This is a genomic window from Novosphingobium sp. HNCC26BN242, assembly GCF_057180525.1.
Window position 1 is genome coordinate 868,294 of the sequence record NZ_JBXUGM010000002.1, and the last position, 14,097, is coordinate 882,390.

The 14,097-nt window shown below is 63.1% G+C and carries 14 protein-coding genes; 7 read left to right on the plus strand and 7 right to left on the minus strand.

Annotated elements, in window-relative coordinates; all coding sequences use genetic code 11:
- Positions 1 to 100: 100 nt before the first annotated feature.
- The 4 genes from AC2A1F_RS11770 to AC2A1F_RS11785 form a co-directional block, all read right to left on the minus strand.
- The gene (locus AC2A1F_RS11770; protein WP_484208937.1) at positions 101 to 1,219 is read right to left on the minus strand and encodes an ATP phosphoribosyltransferase regulatory subunit; all 1,119 of its coding nucleotides are present in this window, start codon (positions 1,217 to 1,219) and stop codon (positions 101 to 103) included.
- Positions 1,220 to 1,431: 212 nt separating this feature from the next.
- The gene (gene serA, locus AC2A1F_RS11775) at positions 1,432 to 3,018 is read right to left on the minus strand and encodes a phosphoglycerate dehydrogenase (RefSeq protein WP_484208938.1); all 1,587 of its coding nucleotides are present in this window, start codon (positions 3,016 to 3,018) and stop codon (positions 1,432 to 1,434) included.
- Positions 3,019 to 3,133: 115 nt separating this feature from the next.
- Positions 3,134 to 4,273, minus strand: a complete 1,140-nt coding sequence (locus AC2A1F_RS11780) for a phosphoserine transaminase (RefSeq protein ID WP_484208939.1) — start codon at positions 4,271 to 4,273, stop codon at positions 3,134 to 3,136.
- A gap of 227 nt (positions 4,274 to 4,500) precedes the next feature.
- Positions 4,501 to 5,064, minus strand: coding sequence for a TlpA family protein disulfide reductase (locus tag AC2A1F_RS11785; RefSeq protein ID WP_484208940.1), 564 nt, complete (start codon positions 5,062 to 5,064; stop codon positions 4,501 to 4,503).
- Positions 5,065 to 5,083: 19 nt separating this feature from the next.
- Here AC2A1F_RS11785 and argH point away from each other — a divergent pair, with 19 nt between their 5' ends.
- The 4 genes from argH (at position 5,084) to AC2A1F_RS11805 (ending at position 9,007) form a co-directional block, all read left to right on the plus strand.
- Complete coding sequence (gene argH, locus AC2A1F_RS11790) at positions 5,084 to 6,493, plus strand: argininosuccinate lyase (protein WP_484208941.1); 1,410 nt, start codon at positions 5,084 to 5,086, stop codon at positions 6,491 to 6,493.
- Positions 6,490 to 6,741 (plus strand): hypothetical protein, encoded by a 252-nt coding sequence (locus tag AC2A1F_RS11795; protein ID WP_484208942.1) that lies wholly within the window; start codon positions 6,490 to 6,492, stop codon positions 6,739 to 6,741. The genes argH and AC2A1F_RS11795 overlap by 4 nt, the downstream gene beginning before the upstream one ends.
- A gap of 8 nt (positions 6,742 to 6,749) precedes the next feature.
- Positions 6,750 to 8,009, plus strand: a complete 1,260-nt coding sequence (gene lysA / locus AC2A1F_RS11800) for a diaminopimelate decarboxylase (RefSeq protein WP_484208943.1) — start codon at positions 6,750 to 6,752, stop codon at positions 8,007 to 8,009.
- Between the two features lie 218 nt (positions 8,010 to 8,227).
- Positions 8,228 to 9,007 (plus strand): precorrin-2 dehydrogenase/sirohydrochlorin ferrochelatase family protein, encoded by a 780-nt coding sequence (locus AC2A1F_RS11805; RefSeq protein ID WP_484208944.1) that lies wholly within the window; start codon positions 8,228 to 8,230, stop codon positions 9,005 to 9,007.
- 87 nt (positions 9,008 to 9,094) lie between these two features.
- On the opposite strand, the gene AC2A1F_RS11810 is transcribed toward AC2A1F_RS11805, so the two are convergent.
- From AC2A1F_RS11810 to AC2A1F_RS11820, 3 genes are all read right to left on the minus strand, one after another.
- Positions 9,095 to 10,003, minus strand: a complete 909-nt coding sequence (locus AC2A1F_RS11810) for an SDR family NAD(P)-dependent oxidoreductase (protein ID WP_484208945.1) — start codon at positions 10,001 to 10,003, stop codon at positions 9,095 to 9,097.
- A 224-nt stretch (positions 10,004 to 10,227) separates the two neighbouring features.
- On the minus strand, positions 10,228 to 11,328 hold the full coding sequence (locus tag AC2A1F_RS11815; protein WP_484208946.1) for a branched-chain amino acid aminotransferase: 1,101 nt from the start codon (positions 11,326 to 11,328) through the stop codon (positions 10,228 to 10,230).
- Positions 11,329 to 11,746: 418 nt separating this feature from the next.
- On the minus strand, positions 11,747 to 12,226 hold the full coding sequence (locus AC2A1F_RS11820) for a hypothetical protein (RefSeq protein WP_484208947.1): 480 nt from the start codon (positions 12,224 to 12,226) through the stop codon (positions 11,747 to 11,749).
- Positions 12,227 to 12,296: 70 nt separating this feature from the next.
- Here AC2A1F_RS11820 and AC2A1F_RS11825 point away from each other — a divergent pair, with 70 nt between their 5' ends.
- The 3 genes from AC2A1F_RS11825 to AC2A1F_RS11835 all read left to right on the plus strand — a co-directional run bounded on the left by AC2A1F_RS11825 (position 12,297) and on the right by AC2A1F_RS11835 (position 14,097).
- Positions 12,297 to 13,079: a TlyA family RNA methyltransferase gene (locus AC2A1F_RS11825; RefSeq protein WP_484208948.1), complete on the plus strand. Its 783-nt coding sequence runs from the start codon at positions 12,297 to 12,299 to the stop codon at positions 13,077 to 13,079.
- 134 nt (positions 13,080 to 13,213) lie between these two features.
- Positions 13,214 to 13,768 (plus strand): TspO/MBR family protein, encoded by a 555-nt coding sequence (locus AC2A1F_RS11830; protein ID WP_484208949.1) that lies wholly within the window; start codon positions 13,214 to 13,216, stop codon positions 13,766 to 13,768.
- Positions 13,769 to 13,845: 77 nt separating this feature from the next.
- Complete coding sequence (locus AC2A1F_RS11835; RefSeq protein WP_484208950.1) at positions 13,846 to 14,097, plus strand: accessory factor UbiK family protein; 252 nt, start codon at positions 13,846 to 13,848, stop codon at positions 14,095 to 14,097.

A 14,097-nucleotide genomic window follows, 5' to 3' on the forward strand; every position in this document is an offset into this window, starting at 1 on the left:
CGCGAATTTTGAAGATGCCACCCGTTGCGAATGTCAGCAATGGGGTCGTCATCGGAATATCTGCTAACTTGCAACCTTGGCCAAAGCCGACCGCTGAATTTCAAACCTTCTCCGGCCCACTAGCCCCCAACACATGCGTGCAGCCCAACGCCTCCGCGCTGTCTGCCTCCGTCAAAGCCGCAACCGTCCGCCAGCCTATCGCGCGAAGCCGTGCAGCCTCGGCGCGGTTGTGGCCCAGCGGGAGGAATACGCGGTCTTCGGCGGGTTCGCTGGCGGAGAGGAGGTCGATCAGGGCGTCGGGGTAGAGTGAGAAGCCGGTGGCGACTTCGCCCTCACCGGCCCCGGCGATGCGGTAGGTGCCGCCGCGGCCGACCGGGCCGCGCACGCCTGCTGCATAGAGCGTGAAGCCGAACCAGGTCTGGTATTCGAAGCCGTGGCGCTCGCTGGGGTCGAGCGTGAGGCGGGCGGTGCCGTTGAGGCTGGCGGCGATTTCGCGCAAGGCGCGGATGCGGCTGGCGAGCGCTCCGCCAGCATCGATGGCGAAGAGCTTTTCGATGGCGCTTTCGAATTCACCGGTAGCGTAGAGCAGGGGCACGTAAGCCTCGCCGCCCACATCGCGCAGGCCCCCTGCGTCCTTGGTATCGAGTTCGCGGCGCACCGCCTCGATCTGGCCGGGTTCGAGCGGGAAGGCCTTGGCGGCCAGCGTATCGACCAGATCGGGCAGGGTGAAATCGACGCTCACGCCGGAAATGCCGGTGGCCTGCAAGGCTTCGACCGCGAGCGAGACGATTTCGGTGGCGGCGGCGACATTGTCTGCGCCGATCAGTTCGGCACCGCACTGCAGCTTTTCGCGTGCGGGGTTCAACCCGTCGCTCTTGATGGTGAGGACTTGCCCTGCATACATCAGGCGCAAGGGGCGCGCGGCTTCGGCAAGGCGGGTTTGCGCGATGCGGCCGATCTGCGGGGTGTGGTCTGACCGCAGGCCCATCATCCGCAAACTGGACGGATCGGTGAAGCGGAACATGCGGCGTGACTGGATGCCCGCCATGCGCGTGGCGAGGCTCTTTTCGAACTCGATCATCGGCGGCAGCACGCGATCATAGCCGTGGCCGTGCATCACATCCTGAAGGCTGCGCATCACGCGCGTGGCGGTCGCTGCTTCTCGGGGCAGGCGGTCTTCGAGGCCTTCGGGCAGGAGGCTGGAATCGAGGTCGGTCATGGGTGGGCGCTTAGCTTGAACTTGGCGGCGTGTCGATGAAGGGGTGCGTGTGCATCCTTCGACAAACTCAGGATGAGCGGAGTGGGTGAGTGTGGCGCAAAGGCCCGCTCATGGTGAGCCTGTCGAACCATCCGGCGCAGGGCGGGCATCCTTCGACAAGCTCAGGATGAGCGGGACTGGCAGTCAACCAGCCCCGCTCATCTGAAACGTCGTCAGACGAACTTCAGCGCCTTGACCGTGCGCACGCCCTGCAGGTCGCAGGCTTGCTTGAGCACGTCCTGCGGCACCGGATTGTCGAGCGAGAGCAGCAGCACGGCCTCGCCACCGGCTTCGCGGCGACCGAGGTGGAAGGTGCCGATGTTGATGCTGTTTTCACCCAGCAGCGTGCCAATGCGGCCGATGAAGCCCGGTGCGTCGGAGTTCACGATGTAGAGCATGTCGCCATCGAGATCGGCTTCGATGCCGATGCCGAAGATTTCGACAAGGCGCGGCTGGCTGTTGCCGAACAGCGTGCCCGCAACCGAACGATCGCCCTGCGAGGTGCTGACGGTGACGCGAACCAGCGTGTGGTATACGCCTTCACGATCATGGCGCACTTCGCGCACGTCCAGCCCGCGCTCCTTGGCGAGGAACGGCGCGTTGACCATGTTCACGGCCTGCGAATACTGGCTCATCAGACCGGCCAGCACGGCGGCGGTGATCGGCTTCTGGTTGAGCTGCGCGGCGGCACCTTCGACCTCGATAGCGATCTTGGTCAGGTTGTCATGCGCCAGCTGGCCCACCAGCTTGCCCAGCTTTTCGGCCAGCGCCATGTAGGGCTTGAGCTTGGGCGCTTCCTCAGCCGAAAGCGAGGGCATGTTGAGCGCGTTTGTGACGCCGCCGGTGACGAGGAAATCGGCCATCTGTTCAGCCACTTGCAGCGCGACGTTTACTTGCGCTTCGGTGGTGCTGGCGCCCAGATGCGGGGTGCAGATGAAGTTTGGCGTGCCAAACAGCGGCGATTCCTTGGCGGGTTCGGTTTCGAACACATCGAGCGCAGCGCCTGCGACCTGGCCTGAATCGAGTGCGGCTTTCAGCGCCACTTCATCGATCAGCCCGCCACGCGCGCAGTTGATGATGCGCACGCCCTTCTTGCACTTGGCGATGTTTTCCGCCGACAGGATATTGCGGGTCTGGTCGGTCAGCGGGGTGTGCAGCGTGATGAAGTCTGCCTTGGCCAGCAGCGTATCGAGATCGGCCTTTTCCACGCCCATTTCCACAGCGCGTTCGGGCGTCAGGAACGGGTCGAAGGCGACGACCTTCATCTTGAGGCCCAATGCGCGGCTGGCGACGATGGAACCAATGTTGCCTGCGCCAATCAGGCCCAGCGTCTTGCCGGTCACTTCGATGCCCATGAAGCCGTTCTTGGGCCACAAGCCAGCTTGGGTCTGCGCATTGGCTTCGGGGATCTGGCGGGCGAGGGCAAACATCATCGCGATGGCGTGTTCAGCCGTGGTGATCGAGTTGCCGAACGGGGTGTTCATCACCACCACGCCCTTGCCCGAGGCATAGGGGATATCGACGTTATCAACGCCGATGCCAGCGCGACCAATGACTTTCAGGTTGGTGGCGGCATCGAGGATGGCCTTGGTCACCTTGGTCGAGGAGCGGATGGCGAGGCCATCGTATTCGCCGATGCGGGCGATCAGCTGTTCGGGGGTTTCGCCGGTGATGACGTCTACGTCGCAGCCCATTTCGGTGAAAATGCGGGCGGCGTTGGGGTCCATCTTGTCGGAAATGAGGACTTTGGGCTTTGTCATTGGAAATTCCTTCGTCACCCCGGGCTTGACCCGGGGTCCCGCTTGTTCACGCGGGCGGAGAAAAGAAAGCGGGACCCCGGATCAAGTCCGGGGTGACGCCAAGAGGGTAGAGAAGTTATGCGGCAGCCAGTTCGGCCTGAACCGTCGCATAGGCCCAGTCGAGCCATGGGCCGAGGGCTTCGATATCCTCGGCATTGACGGTCGCGCCGCACCAGATGCGCAGGCCCGCAGGGGCATCGCGGTATCCGGCGATGTCATAAGCGGCGTTCTGCTTTTCGAGCAGGCCTGCGAACTTTTTGATAAAGTCCGCATCCGCGCCTTCGACCGAGAGGCAGACCGAGGTTTTTGACCGGGTCGCTTCATCGTCGCAGAGGTGCGAGAGCCACGAGCGTTCTGCCACGATCTTGTCGAGCGCTGCTGCATTGGCGTCGCTACGGGCCTTGAGGCCTTCGAGACCGCCGAGGCCCTTGGCCCATTCTAGCGCGAAGATCGAATCTTCGACCGCAAGCATAGAGGGCGTATTGATTGTCTCGCCCTTGAACACGCCTTCGGTCAGCTTGCCCTTGGACACGAGGCGGAACACCTTGGGCAGGGGCCATGCGGGGGTGTAAGTTTCAAGCCGTTCGACTGCGCGGGGACCAAGGATCAGGACGCCGTGGCCGCCTTCGCCGCCCAGCACCTTCTGCCAGGAGAAGGTGGCGACGTCGATCTTCGACCAGTCGATGTCGTAAGCGAAAACTGCCGAGGTGGAGTCTGCAAAGGACAGGCCTTCACGGTCGGCGGGAATAAAATCAGCGTTGGGAACGCGCACGCCAGAGGTGGTGCCGTTCCAGGTGAACAGCACGTCATTGCTCCAGTCGATGGCGTTCAGATCGGGAATCTGGCCGTAATCGGCGCGCATGACCGTGGGATCGATCTTGAGCTGCTTTACCGCATCGGTGACCCAACCTTCACCGAACGATTCCCATGCCAGCGTGGTGACGGGGCGAGCGCCGAGCATCGTCCACATCGCCATTTCGAAAGCGCCGGTATCAGACCCCGGAACGATGCCAATGCGGTGCGTATCGGGAAGTTGCAGCACTTCGCGCATCAGATCGATACTGTACTGCAGACGCGCCTTGCCGATCTTGGCGCGGTGTGACCGGCCCAGCGATTCAGTGGCGAGCTTTTCGGGGGAGTATCCGGGCGGCTTTGCGCAGGGACCGGACGAGAAGAAGGGGCGCGCAGGCTTACGAGCCGGTACAGCAACAGTCATGTAGTCTCTCCTTACAGAGAGCACGCGCGGCGTTGGGACCGCGTGGCCCGTCTACGGCCCTAGCGGCGCGGTGGGTTTTGTCAAACTGTTGTTGGGTGGTCTTTCGGGTGGGGTGCTGTTGCCCACCCCTGCCCCCTCCCGCTTGCGGGAGGGGAATGCGAACGTCGCGCTGTCTTGCTCCCCTCCCGCTTGCGGGAGGGGTCGGGGGTGGGCCCTTTGCTTAGCCTCTACTTCCCCAAAGTCTCTGCCAGCATCGCCGCCGTCCGTGGCCCCGACCAGTCGCGCGCGCCGATCATGCGCCACACTTCCTTGCCCTGCGCGTCGTAGAGCACGGTTGTGGGCAACATCCCGGTTTCGTAAAAGAAGCCGACGTTGTTTTCGGGATCAAGCCAGGGCTCCAGCTTCGCGAACTTGTTTTCGGCATAGTAGGGCGCAACCTTGGCTGCGCCGTCGATGTCCTGTGACACCGTGAGGACGCGAAGCTTGCCCACGTTGTCGACAGCCAGCTTGTCCAGCTCCGGCATTTCCAGTTTGCAGGGGCCGCACCAAGTGGCCCAGACGTTCAAAAGAACCGGCGTGCCTTTGAGGTCGGTCAGCTTGAGCGCCTTGCCCGATGGGTCGGTCACGGTGAAATCGGGCATGGCCTTGCCGCGATTGGTGATGTCGAGTGTGCCGTTGAATTCATTCTTCGGCGCAGATTCCGCTGGCGTCACGCTGCTCTGCGGTTGCGAGTCGGGCGTGGCTTGCTTATCGCACCCCGCTGCGGCAAGCGCTGCAACCAAGACCACCATTTGGGGCGAACGGACGGATATGAGCGGCAATTCAGGCTCCAACCAGATGTGGGGCGGGCGCTTCGCAGGCGGTCCCTCGGCGATCATGCGCGAGATTAACGCCTCGATTCCCTTCGACAAGGCGCTGTGGCGGCAAGATATCGCTGCGTCAAAGGCCCATGTGGCCATGCTGGGCGCGCAAGGCATCGTTTCAGCCAAGGATGCGGCCACCATTGCTGATGGTCTGGATGCGGTTGCTGCCGAATATGAAGCCAACGGGGTGCCCGAAAACTGGGACCTCGAAGACATTCACATGACCACCGAAAGCCGCCTTGCCGAATTGATCGGCCCGGTGGCGGGACGCCTGCACACTGCGCGCAGCCGCAACGATCAGGTGGCGACCGATTTCCGCCTGTGGGTGCGCGATGCGATGGATCAGGCAGAGCTTGGCCTGAAGCAGTTGCAGGGGGCGCTGGTGGGCCGTGCGGGCGAACATGCCGCGTCGATCATGCCCGGGTTTACGCACTTGCAGACTGCGCAGCCGGTGACGCTGGGGCATCATCTGATGGCCTATTACGAGATGGCTGGGCGGGATCGTTCGCGCTTTGCCGATGCGCGGGTGCGGATGAACCGCAGCCCGCTGGGCGCAGCGGCGCTGGCCGGAACAGGCTTTCCCATCGACCGCTTTCGCACGGCAGAGGCGCTGGGCTTTGACGGGCCGACCGACAACAGCCTCGATTCGGTGTCCGACCGCGATTTCGCGCTCGATTACCTGATGGCCGCCGCGCAATGCTCGCTGCACCTTTCGCGGCTGGCTGAGGAGTTCATCATCTGGGCGAGCCAGCCCTTTGGCTTCGTGACGCTGCCTGACAGTCTTTCGACCGGCAGCAGCATCATGCCGCAGAAGAAGAACCCCGATGCCGCTGAACTGGTGCGCGGCCATTCGGGCCGGATCGTGGGGTGCCTGACCGCGCTGATGATTACGATGAAGGGCCTGCCGCTGGCCTATTCGAAGGACATGCAGGACGACAAACCGCCGGTTTTCGAAGCCGCCAGCTTGCTCGCGCTGTCTATCGCGGCGATGACCGGGATGGTGGCCGAGGCGAAGTTCCGCACTGACCGGATGCGCGCTGCTGCCGAACTGGGCTATGCCACGGCAACGGACCTTGCCGACTGGCTGGTGCGGCAGGCGAATATCCCGTTCCGTGAAGCGCACCACATCACCGGCAGCGCGGTGAAGCTGGCCGAATCGCGCGGGATTGCGCTCGATCAGCTCTCGATTGACGACCTCAAAGCCGTCGACGCGCGCATCGACGACCGCGTCTATGCCGCGCTTTCGGTGGAGGCGAGCGTAGCGGCCCGTTGCAGCCATGGCGGAACTGCGCCGGACGAAGTAAGGAAGCGCGTGGCCGAGGCGCGTGTGGCGCTGGGTCTGGAGGAATCGGCTTGAGCGTTTTGCGCACATCTTTGGTTGTTACGCTGGCCGCGCTTGCCCTGGGCGCGTGTGGCAACCGGGCTGAGTTGAAGCTGGCCCCGGACCAGACCTCGCCGCCGATCCCCTATGGCCGCGAAGTGCAGCCGGGTGCGGATGATTTGCTCAAACCTCCCGCGCAGGCCGCCCCTGCGCGCAATGTCGAGCCGCGTCGCCGCTCGCAGGATCGTGAAGACGATCCTTTTGATCTGCCACCCGAAGGCTGAGTTTTCCGATGGACCATTTTGAATTGAAGAACGGCGTGCTGCATGCCGAAAACGTGCCGCTGCCGGTGATTGCCGCAGAAGTCGGCACCCCTGTCTATGTCTATTCGCGCGCCACGCTGACGCGCCATGCCCGCGTGTTCCGCGATGCGCTGGGCATCTTGCGCAATGCGAAGATCGCCTTTGCGGTGAAGTCCAATCCCAACCTGTCGGTGCTGAAAGTGCTGGCGGCAGAAGGCTATGGCGCAGACGTGGTTTCGGGTGGCGAGATGGAACGCGCGCTGGCGGCGGGCATGGACCCCGATGGCATCGTGTTTTCCGGCGTGGGCAAGACCGCTGCCGAAATGCGCCGAGGGATTGAGGCGGGGATCGGGCAGTTCAACCTCGAAAGCGAGGAAGAAGGGCTGGAACTTGCGGAAATTGCCGCGTCGATGGGCAAGGTGGCGTCTGCTGCACTGCGCGTGAATCCCGACGTCGATGCAGGAACGCATGGCAAGATTTCCACGGGCAAGGCGGAAAACAAGTTCGGTGTTCCGTTTGACCGGGCAGCGGCGATCTATGCGCGGCTTTCGGGCACGCCGGGGCTGGATATGCGTGGGTTGACGCTGCACATCGGCAGCCAGCTATCCAAGCTAGAGCCATTGGAAGCCGCGTTCGCCAAGGTCGGCGGGCTGATGGAAGAGATCCGCGCGGCGGGTCATACCGTCACGCACATGGACCTGGGCGGCGGGATCGGCGTGCCCTACCGGGCGGGCGAGGTGTTCCCGCAGCCCGATGAATATGCGGCGATGGTCGCGCGCGTGACCGGCAACTGGGGCGTTACGCTGATGTTCGAACCGGGCCGCGTGATCACGGGCAACACCGGCGTGCTGCTGACGCAAGTGATCCGCGTGAAGGAAGGCGCAGGCGCGCCGTGGGTCGTGGTCGATGCCGCGATGAACGATCTGGCACGGCCTGCGATGTACGATGCGTGGCACGATTTCGCGGCGGTGGAACCGAAGGGCGAGACGTTCGAGGCCAACATCGTCGGCCCGATCTGCGAAAGCTCGGACACCTTTGCGATGGCGCGGACTATCGACGCGGTGGAGCGCGGCGATCTGGCGGTGTTTCGCACTGCGGGCGCTTATGGCGCGACGATGGCCAATACCTACAACTCGCGGCCCTTGGTGCCCGAAGTGATGGTCGATGGGGACAAGTGGGCCGTGGTGGCGGACCGGATCGATCCGGCGACGATTCTTGCGGCTGAGCGGGTGCCGGATTGGCTTGCCTGATGCGAGTTGGTGCGAGCATGCTTCGACAAGCTCAGCATGAGCGGGTTTGAGACAGAAGTGTGCCTCAATATCCGCTCGTCCTGAGCTTGTCGAAGGACGCTGGCCTTGCGCGGGATGCTTCGACAAGCTCAGCATGAGCGGATAAGGGAATCGAGAACCCACCTCCGCTCGTCCTGAGCCTGTCGAAGGACGCTGGCGCAAACCGCGATTGCAACGCCATGACCCTCCACAGCCTCCCCCTCTTCCACCGCATCGCGGGCCAGCCGGTGATCCTGCTGGGCGAGGGGGACGCCGCCGCCGCCAAGCAGCGCCTGATCGAACGCGCGGGCGGGGTGATCTATCGCGAGATCAATGCCGGGATCGACGACGGCGCGCGCCTTGCCTTCATTGCACACGACAACCCCGACATGGCGCAGGGCGATGCGATCCGGCTGCGCTGTGCGGGGCTGCTGGTCAATGTGGTCGACCGGCCCGAACTTTGCGATTTCACCACGCCTTCGATTTTGGACCGCGATCCGGTCCTGATCGCGGTGGGCACGGGCGGGGCTTCGGCAGGGCTGGCCAAAATCCTGCGCTTGCGGCTGGAGCGCCTGTTGCCGCAAGGGCTGGGCGCGCTCGCCCGCGCGCTGGAAGAGGCGCGCGAGGGGATGCGGGCGCGTTGGGCTTCGGTGGCGGATCGGCGGCGCGCGCTGGACGCGGCGTTGGATGAGGGCGGAGAACTGGACCTGTTCCGGGCCGGGAGCGAGGCGAAGGTGGGGGAGTGGCTGGCATCGGGTGCGGAAGGGCAGTCCGGGCGGTTCGAAATTGTGCTGGCCTCTAACGATCCTGAAGACCTGACGCTGCGCGCGGCGCGCTTGCTGGGGCAGGCGGACGTTGTGGTGCATGATGCTGGCATTGCGCCGGAGATTTTGGCGCGGGCGAGGGCCGATGCGGTGCGGGTGCTGGCGGGGGGGCAGGTGCCTGAGGGTGGGATCGTGGTGGTGTTGCGGCTAACCTAGAGACATCCGTCCGTGTCGAGCGAAGTCGAGACACTCCGTATCGTGTCTCGACTTCGCTCGACACGAACGGGGTTGGGGGATGGGGCGCTAGCCCTTCATCGCCGCCTGCAACTGGCTGATAATCACATGTGCCTGTTCGGGGCCGGAGCGGGGGACAAAATCATCCGCTCGGTCGCTGATCTTGCCCCAGTTGGCGGCGAAGCCTTCGACGGTCTGTTCAGCCGGTGCCAAGAGCACGCCCTTGTTCATCGTCACCCACGCCGAATGATAGCCGCCTGCACCTGCGCCGACGATGGCGTTGGTGGGGGCGTCTTCGGAGACGAGGAACAGCGCGGCGGGGACGACGCTCTCGGGGTTGAACAGCTTGAAGGCTTCTTCGGGGAAGATGTCCTCGGTCATGCGCGTGGCGGCGACGGGGGCCAGCGTGTTGACCTTGATGTTGTTCTTTGCGCCTTCAAGGTACAGTGTCTTGGCAAGGCCTGCGACGCCGAGTTTGGCCGCGCCATAGTTGGCTTGGCCGAAGTTGCCGAACAGTCCGGAGGACGAGGCGGTCATCAGGATGCGACCGTAGTTCTGTTCGCGCATCAGGTCCCAGCACGCCTTGGTGGCGAAGGCTGAGCCGATCAGGTGGACTTTGACCACCGTTTCGAAATCGGCGGGGTCCATCTTGGTGAAGCTCTTGTCACGCAGGATGCCGGCGTTGTTGATCAGCACGTGGACGCCGCCCCAGCGTTCCTTTGCGCGGGCGACCATCTCGACCATCTGTTCGTACTCGCTGACCGAGCCGCCGTTCGGCATCGCCTCGCCACCAGCGGCCTCGATTTCCTCGACCACTTTCAGTGCCGCGTCCGAATGGCCGGTGCCATCGCGCGATCCGCCGAGGTCGTTGACCACCACCTTCGCGCCGCGACGCGCCAGTTCGAGCGCATAGGCCCGGCCAAGTCCGCCGCCTGCGCCAGTGACGATGGCCACGCGGCCTTCGAAGGAAATGCTCATGTGCTGTGACTCCGTAGACGCGCTAACTGAGCGTCTAATATAAGCGCAGCGATGCCATGACGTTCGCGGCAAGGCAACCGCATCAAAACATCCTGCAACTCCGCTCCCCCGCGAAGGCGGGGGCCTCAGGGGTGTTGCGGAACATTGGCGTAAATGGCCTGAGGCCCCCGCCTGCGCGGGGGCGCAAGGTGCTTTGTTTGCGTGTGTAGTTTGCGGATTGGCCTTCAGGCGATGCGCTTTACCCAACCATGCGTGTCGGTGATTTCGCCGCGCTGGATGCCGACGAGCTTGCTCCGCAAGCTTTGAGTCAACTGGCCGGGGCCGCCCGATCCGATGGTGAATTCGCCCGTCTGGCTGGCGACCTTGCCCACCGGGGTGACCACTGCCGCCGTGCCGCAGGCAAAGGTTTCCAGCAAACGCCCTGAAGCAGCATCGGCCTGCCACTGGTCAAGGCTGTAGCGGCCTTCGCGCACCGTCAGGCCTTCTTCAGCGGCCAGTTTGAGCAGGCTGGAGCGGGTGATGCCGGGCAGGATCGTGCCGGTGAGTTCCGGCGTAAGAATCGAGCCGTCATCGAACACGAAGAACAGGTTCATGCCGCCCAGTTCCTCGACCCACTTGTGTTCGGCGGCATCCAGGAACAGCACCTGATCGTGCCCGCGCGAGAATGCTTCGGCTGTGGGGACGAGGCTGGCGGCGTAGTTGCCGCCACACTTGGCCGCGCCCGTGCCGCCCGGTGCTGCGCGGGTATAGTCCGAAACCCAGATCGACACCGCAGGCGCGCCCGATTTGAAGTAGTTCCCTGCCGGGCTGGCGATGACCATGAACTTGTACTGCTTGGCCGGGCGCACGCCGAGGAAGGCTTCGCTGGCGAACATGAAGGGGCGCAAGTACATAGAACCGCCTTCGACGGTGGGGAACCAGTCCTTATCGACCAGCACCTGCTGACGCACCGCCTCGATGAACAGGTCTTCGGGCAGTTCTGGCATGGCGAGACGGCGGGCCGAGGCGTTGAAGCGTTCGGCGTTGGCTTCGGGCCGGAACAGCGAGATGCCCCCGTCTGCAAGGCGATAGGCTTTCAAGCCTTCAAAGATTTCCTGCGCATAGTGCAGCACGGCTGCTGCTGGATCGAGAGCGATCGGGCCATAAGGAATTACGCGGGCATCGTGCCAGCCGGACCCTTCGGTGTAGTCGATCTCGACCATATGATCGGTGAAGGCAGCACCAAAGCCGGGGTTGGCCAGCACAGCCTCGCGCACGTCCGCAGCAACCGGGGCAGGGTGCGGATGGTGTGTAAAGGTGAGGCTGTTTTCGGCGATGCTCGCCATGAGAGGCAGTCCTTGCGCTAGAATCGAAGATGCCGCGCCGTGAACTATTGTTGCGTGAAACGCAAGAGGAATGTAATAAATGTGAAGGGCCGCGTCGGTCAATCCGAAGCGGCCCTTCGCATGGTCAGCGGCCGGAAGTGCCGCCCACGAAGCCTCTATCGCTTAATCGAAACTTAGCGATAATGCCTCGCGCGGGACTGTACCGACCTCTGTGCTGAACCATGAGACATCGGATCACCTCCTTTCGCGCTGTTGAGCCAAATCGCAGCCCTTTCAGGCTGCTGGGCCGCCGGTGCATTGACTGGCTGACTTGGTTCGAATGTGATTCATTCGCTCGCAAACAACAAGTCTTGCATGAAATTATTTTGGCGTCAGTATGCGCGCCTTCGCAGTTGCGAAACGCCCCCGCAATCGCGTGTTATCTCCGGCAATCCTCGATCACGCGCGCCACTTCAGGCCAGGCTGGAAGATAGAGCGTTGGCAGGCCGTTGACCTCTACCGCAAAGCGGCCCCGGCTAAAGGCCATCGCATCGAGCAGCCGATCATTGGCTGGCAGAGGCACTACCAGTTGCACCGTCCCTTGCGGGGTGGCTGAAAGTGAGCGGGTTTCGCTGGTGGTTGAGATGGTCATCGGCAGGTCTTGCGGTGCATTTCCGGTGCGGATGACGCTGATCGCGCGGTTGGCGCGGTTGCAGCGAAGTGCGAACAAGGTTGATGTTGCCGAACCGAATTGCGCGGTGCCGCCCTCGTAACGCCAGTCGCCCGGAGTCTGCGGCGCATCGCGCCAGTCCTTGATAGGCGGTGATTGCGGAATGGGTGGCGGGGGTGTTTTGGGGCGAGATGCAGGTTGCGGCGCAGGCGGCGGCACAACCTGCGGCGTGCTGCACGCGCTTGCCAACAGGGCCAACGCACAGGAAAAAGCGGGGGACGAAAAAAACGGGGCGAGGCGTGGAGCGCGATTGATTTTCATGGGGCAGGTATGGAAGGGATGCAGCGTGACCTCAACCCATTCCCCAAAACACAAAATGCGCGTGGACCAGTTGCTGGTCGAACGCGGCCTTGTGGAAAGCCGTGCCCGCGCACAGGCGCTGATCCTTGCGGGGCTGGTGTTCACGGGCGAAACAAAGATCGCCAAGGCCGGGCAACTACTGCCGGCTGAAGCCCCACTGGACGTGCGCGGACGCGACCACCCGTGGGTTTCGCGCGGCGGGATAAAGTTGGCGCACGCAATCGCGCACTTCGGACTTGATCCGGCAGGCGTGACCGCGATGGATATCGGCAGTTCGACCGGCGGATTTACCGATGTGCTGCTGCAGGGTGGCGCAGAGCATGTTTTTGCTGTGGATTCAGGCACAAACCAACTGGCCTGGAAGCTGCGTCAGGATCCGCGCGTGACAGTGCTGGAGCAGACCAGCGCGCGGATACTGACCTTGGCACACATCAATCGCCCGGCAACATGGGTTGTCTGCGATGCCAGCTTCATTGCGCTTCACAAGGTGCTGGAAGTACCTTTGGCACTGGCAGCGCGACCTACACAACTGGTCGCGCTCATCAAGCCGCAGTTCGAAGTAGGGAAGGTCGAAGTTGGTAAAGGAGGCGTCGTGCGCGATCCCGCTTTGCATGACCGTGTTTGCAACGAAGTGCGTGGCTGGCTGGAAAGCGGCACCTGGGTGGTGCAGGGTATCGTACAAAGCCCGATCACGGGCCCGGAAGGAAACGTCGAATTTCTTATCTGTGCGCAACGGAGCTGAGTTTTCCCCCGTTATTGTATCCGTCCGGGATTGCGGCAGGATCGAGTTCGCATTGCGCACGACGCTGCACCCGGCCAATATCGGCAGCGAATCGCGCCGCATGATGGTGAACAGGCGCACAACCAACGGGTGACATGAACTACCTTGCTTCTTCCGGCCAACTTCGTGCCAGCCTTCTGCGTTGGTCTCTGTTCACGGTGCCGCTCGTTGTCGCCCTTGGTTTTCTGTCCGGCCAGGCAGCTGGCAGCGGGCCAGGCAATCCGTGGTTCGATGCGCTGCAAAAGCCGTCGATCTATCCACCCCCGGCTGCTTTCGGGATCGTCTGGTCGATCCTCTACGTGATGATCGGCATTGCTTTGGCGATGATCCTTTCGGCGCGCGGTGCACAGGGGCGGGCAATGGCGGCGGCAGCCTTCGTGGTGCAATTGATTATCAACCTGTCGTGGTCGCCCACGTTCTTTGCGCTGCACCAGATTACCGCGGCGTTCTGGATCACTGTTGCGATGGCGGTGGCCATCGTCATCACGATTGCCTTGTTCTGGCGGATTCGTCCTGTCGCCGGGATGCTGATGCTGCCTTATCTGGCTTGGGTCTGCTTTGCGGCGGTGCTCACATACCAGTTTGTGCAATTGAACCCCGATGCTGATGGTAAGTTCGGGCCCTCCAACACGGTCCGGGTAGAAATCTGATTGCACTGATTGGCACTTGCGACGCGCGGCCTTCCTGCCCACATAGCAGCTACAACGCCAAGCAGGACCTAAGCCCGATGCAAAGTGAAAACCCCGTGATCGCCGATTTCGTCAAGCTGCTGAACAGCGCCGCCGGAACGATTGCGGGGATGGGGCGCGAAGCGGGAGAAAACGCACGCGAAAAAGCCCGCGAGATTTTCGGTGGCCTCGATCTGGTCAGCCGCGAGGAATTTGACGCGGTAAAGGAACTTGCCGCTACGGCGCGCGAAGAAGTGGAACTGCTGAAAGCCCGCATCGAAGCGCTGGAAGCTGCCGCCAGAACCGAGTGA

Excerpts from the sequence above, each read along its gene's own strand:
- AC2A1F_RS11810 (WP_484208945.1), bottom strand. The coding sequence starts at position 10,003 with ATGAGCATTTCCTTCGAAGGCCGCGTGGCCATCGTCACTGGCGCAGGC.
- AC2A1F_RS11815 (WP_484208946.1), bottom strand. The coding sequence starts at position 11,328 with ATGGCGAGCATCGCCGAAAACAGCCTCACCTTTACACACCATCCGCAC.
- AC2A1F_RS11805 (WP_484208944.1), top strand. The coding sequence starts at position 8,228 with ATGACCCTCCACAGCCTCCCCCTCTTCCACCGCATCGCGGGCCAGCCG.
- AC2A1F_RS11785 (WP_484208940.1), bottom strand. The coding sequence starts at position 5,064 with ATGGTGGTCTTGGTTGCAGCGCTTGCCGCAGCGGGGTGCGATAAGCAA.
- AC2A1F_RS11830 (WP_484208949.1), top strand. The coding sequence starts at position 13,214 with ATGAACTACCTTGCTTCTTCCGGCCAACTTCGTGCCAGCCTTCTGCGT.
- AC2A1F_RS11770 (WP_484208937.1), bottom strand. The coding sequence starts at position 1,219 with ATGACCGACCTCGATTCCAGCCTCCTGCCCGAAGGCCTCGAAGACCGC.
- argH (WP_484208941.1), top strand. The coding sequence starts at position 5,084 with ATGAGCGGCAATTCAGGCTCCAACCAGATGTGGGGCGGGCGCTTCGCA.
- lysA (WP_484208943.1), top strand. The coding sequence starts at position 6,750 with ATGGACCATTTTGAATTGAAGAACGGCGTGCTGCATGCCGAAAACGTG.
- AC2A1F_RS11825 (WP_484208948.1), top strand. The coding sequence starts at position 12,297 with ATGGGGCAGGTATGGAAGGGATGCAGCGTGACCTCAACCCATTCCCCA.
- AC2A1F_RS11780 (WP_484208939.1), bottom strand. The coding sequence starts at position 4,273 with ATGACTGTTGCTGTACCGGCTCGTAAGCCTGCGCGCCCCTTCTTCTCG.
- serA (WP_484208938.1), bottom strand. The coding sequence starts at position 3,018 with ATGACAAAGCCCAAAGTCCTCATTTCCGACAAGATGGACCCCAACGCC.
- AC2A1F_RS11835 (WP_484208950.1), top strand. The coding sequence starts at position 13,846 with ATGCAAAGTGAAAACCCCGTGATCGCCGATTTCGTCAAGCTGCTGAAC.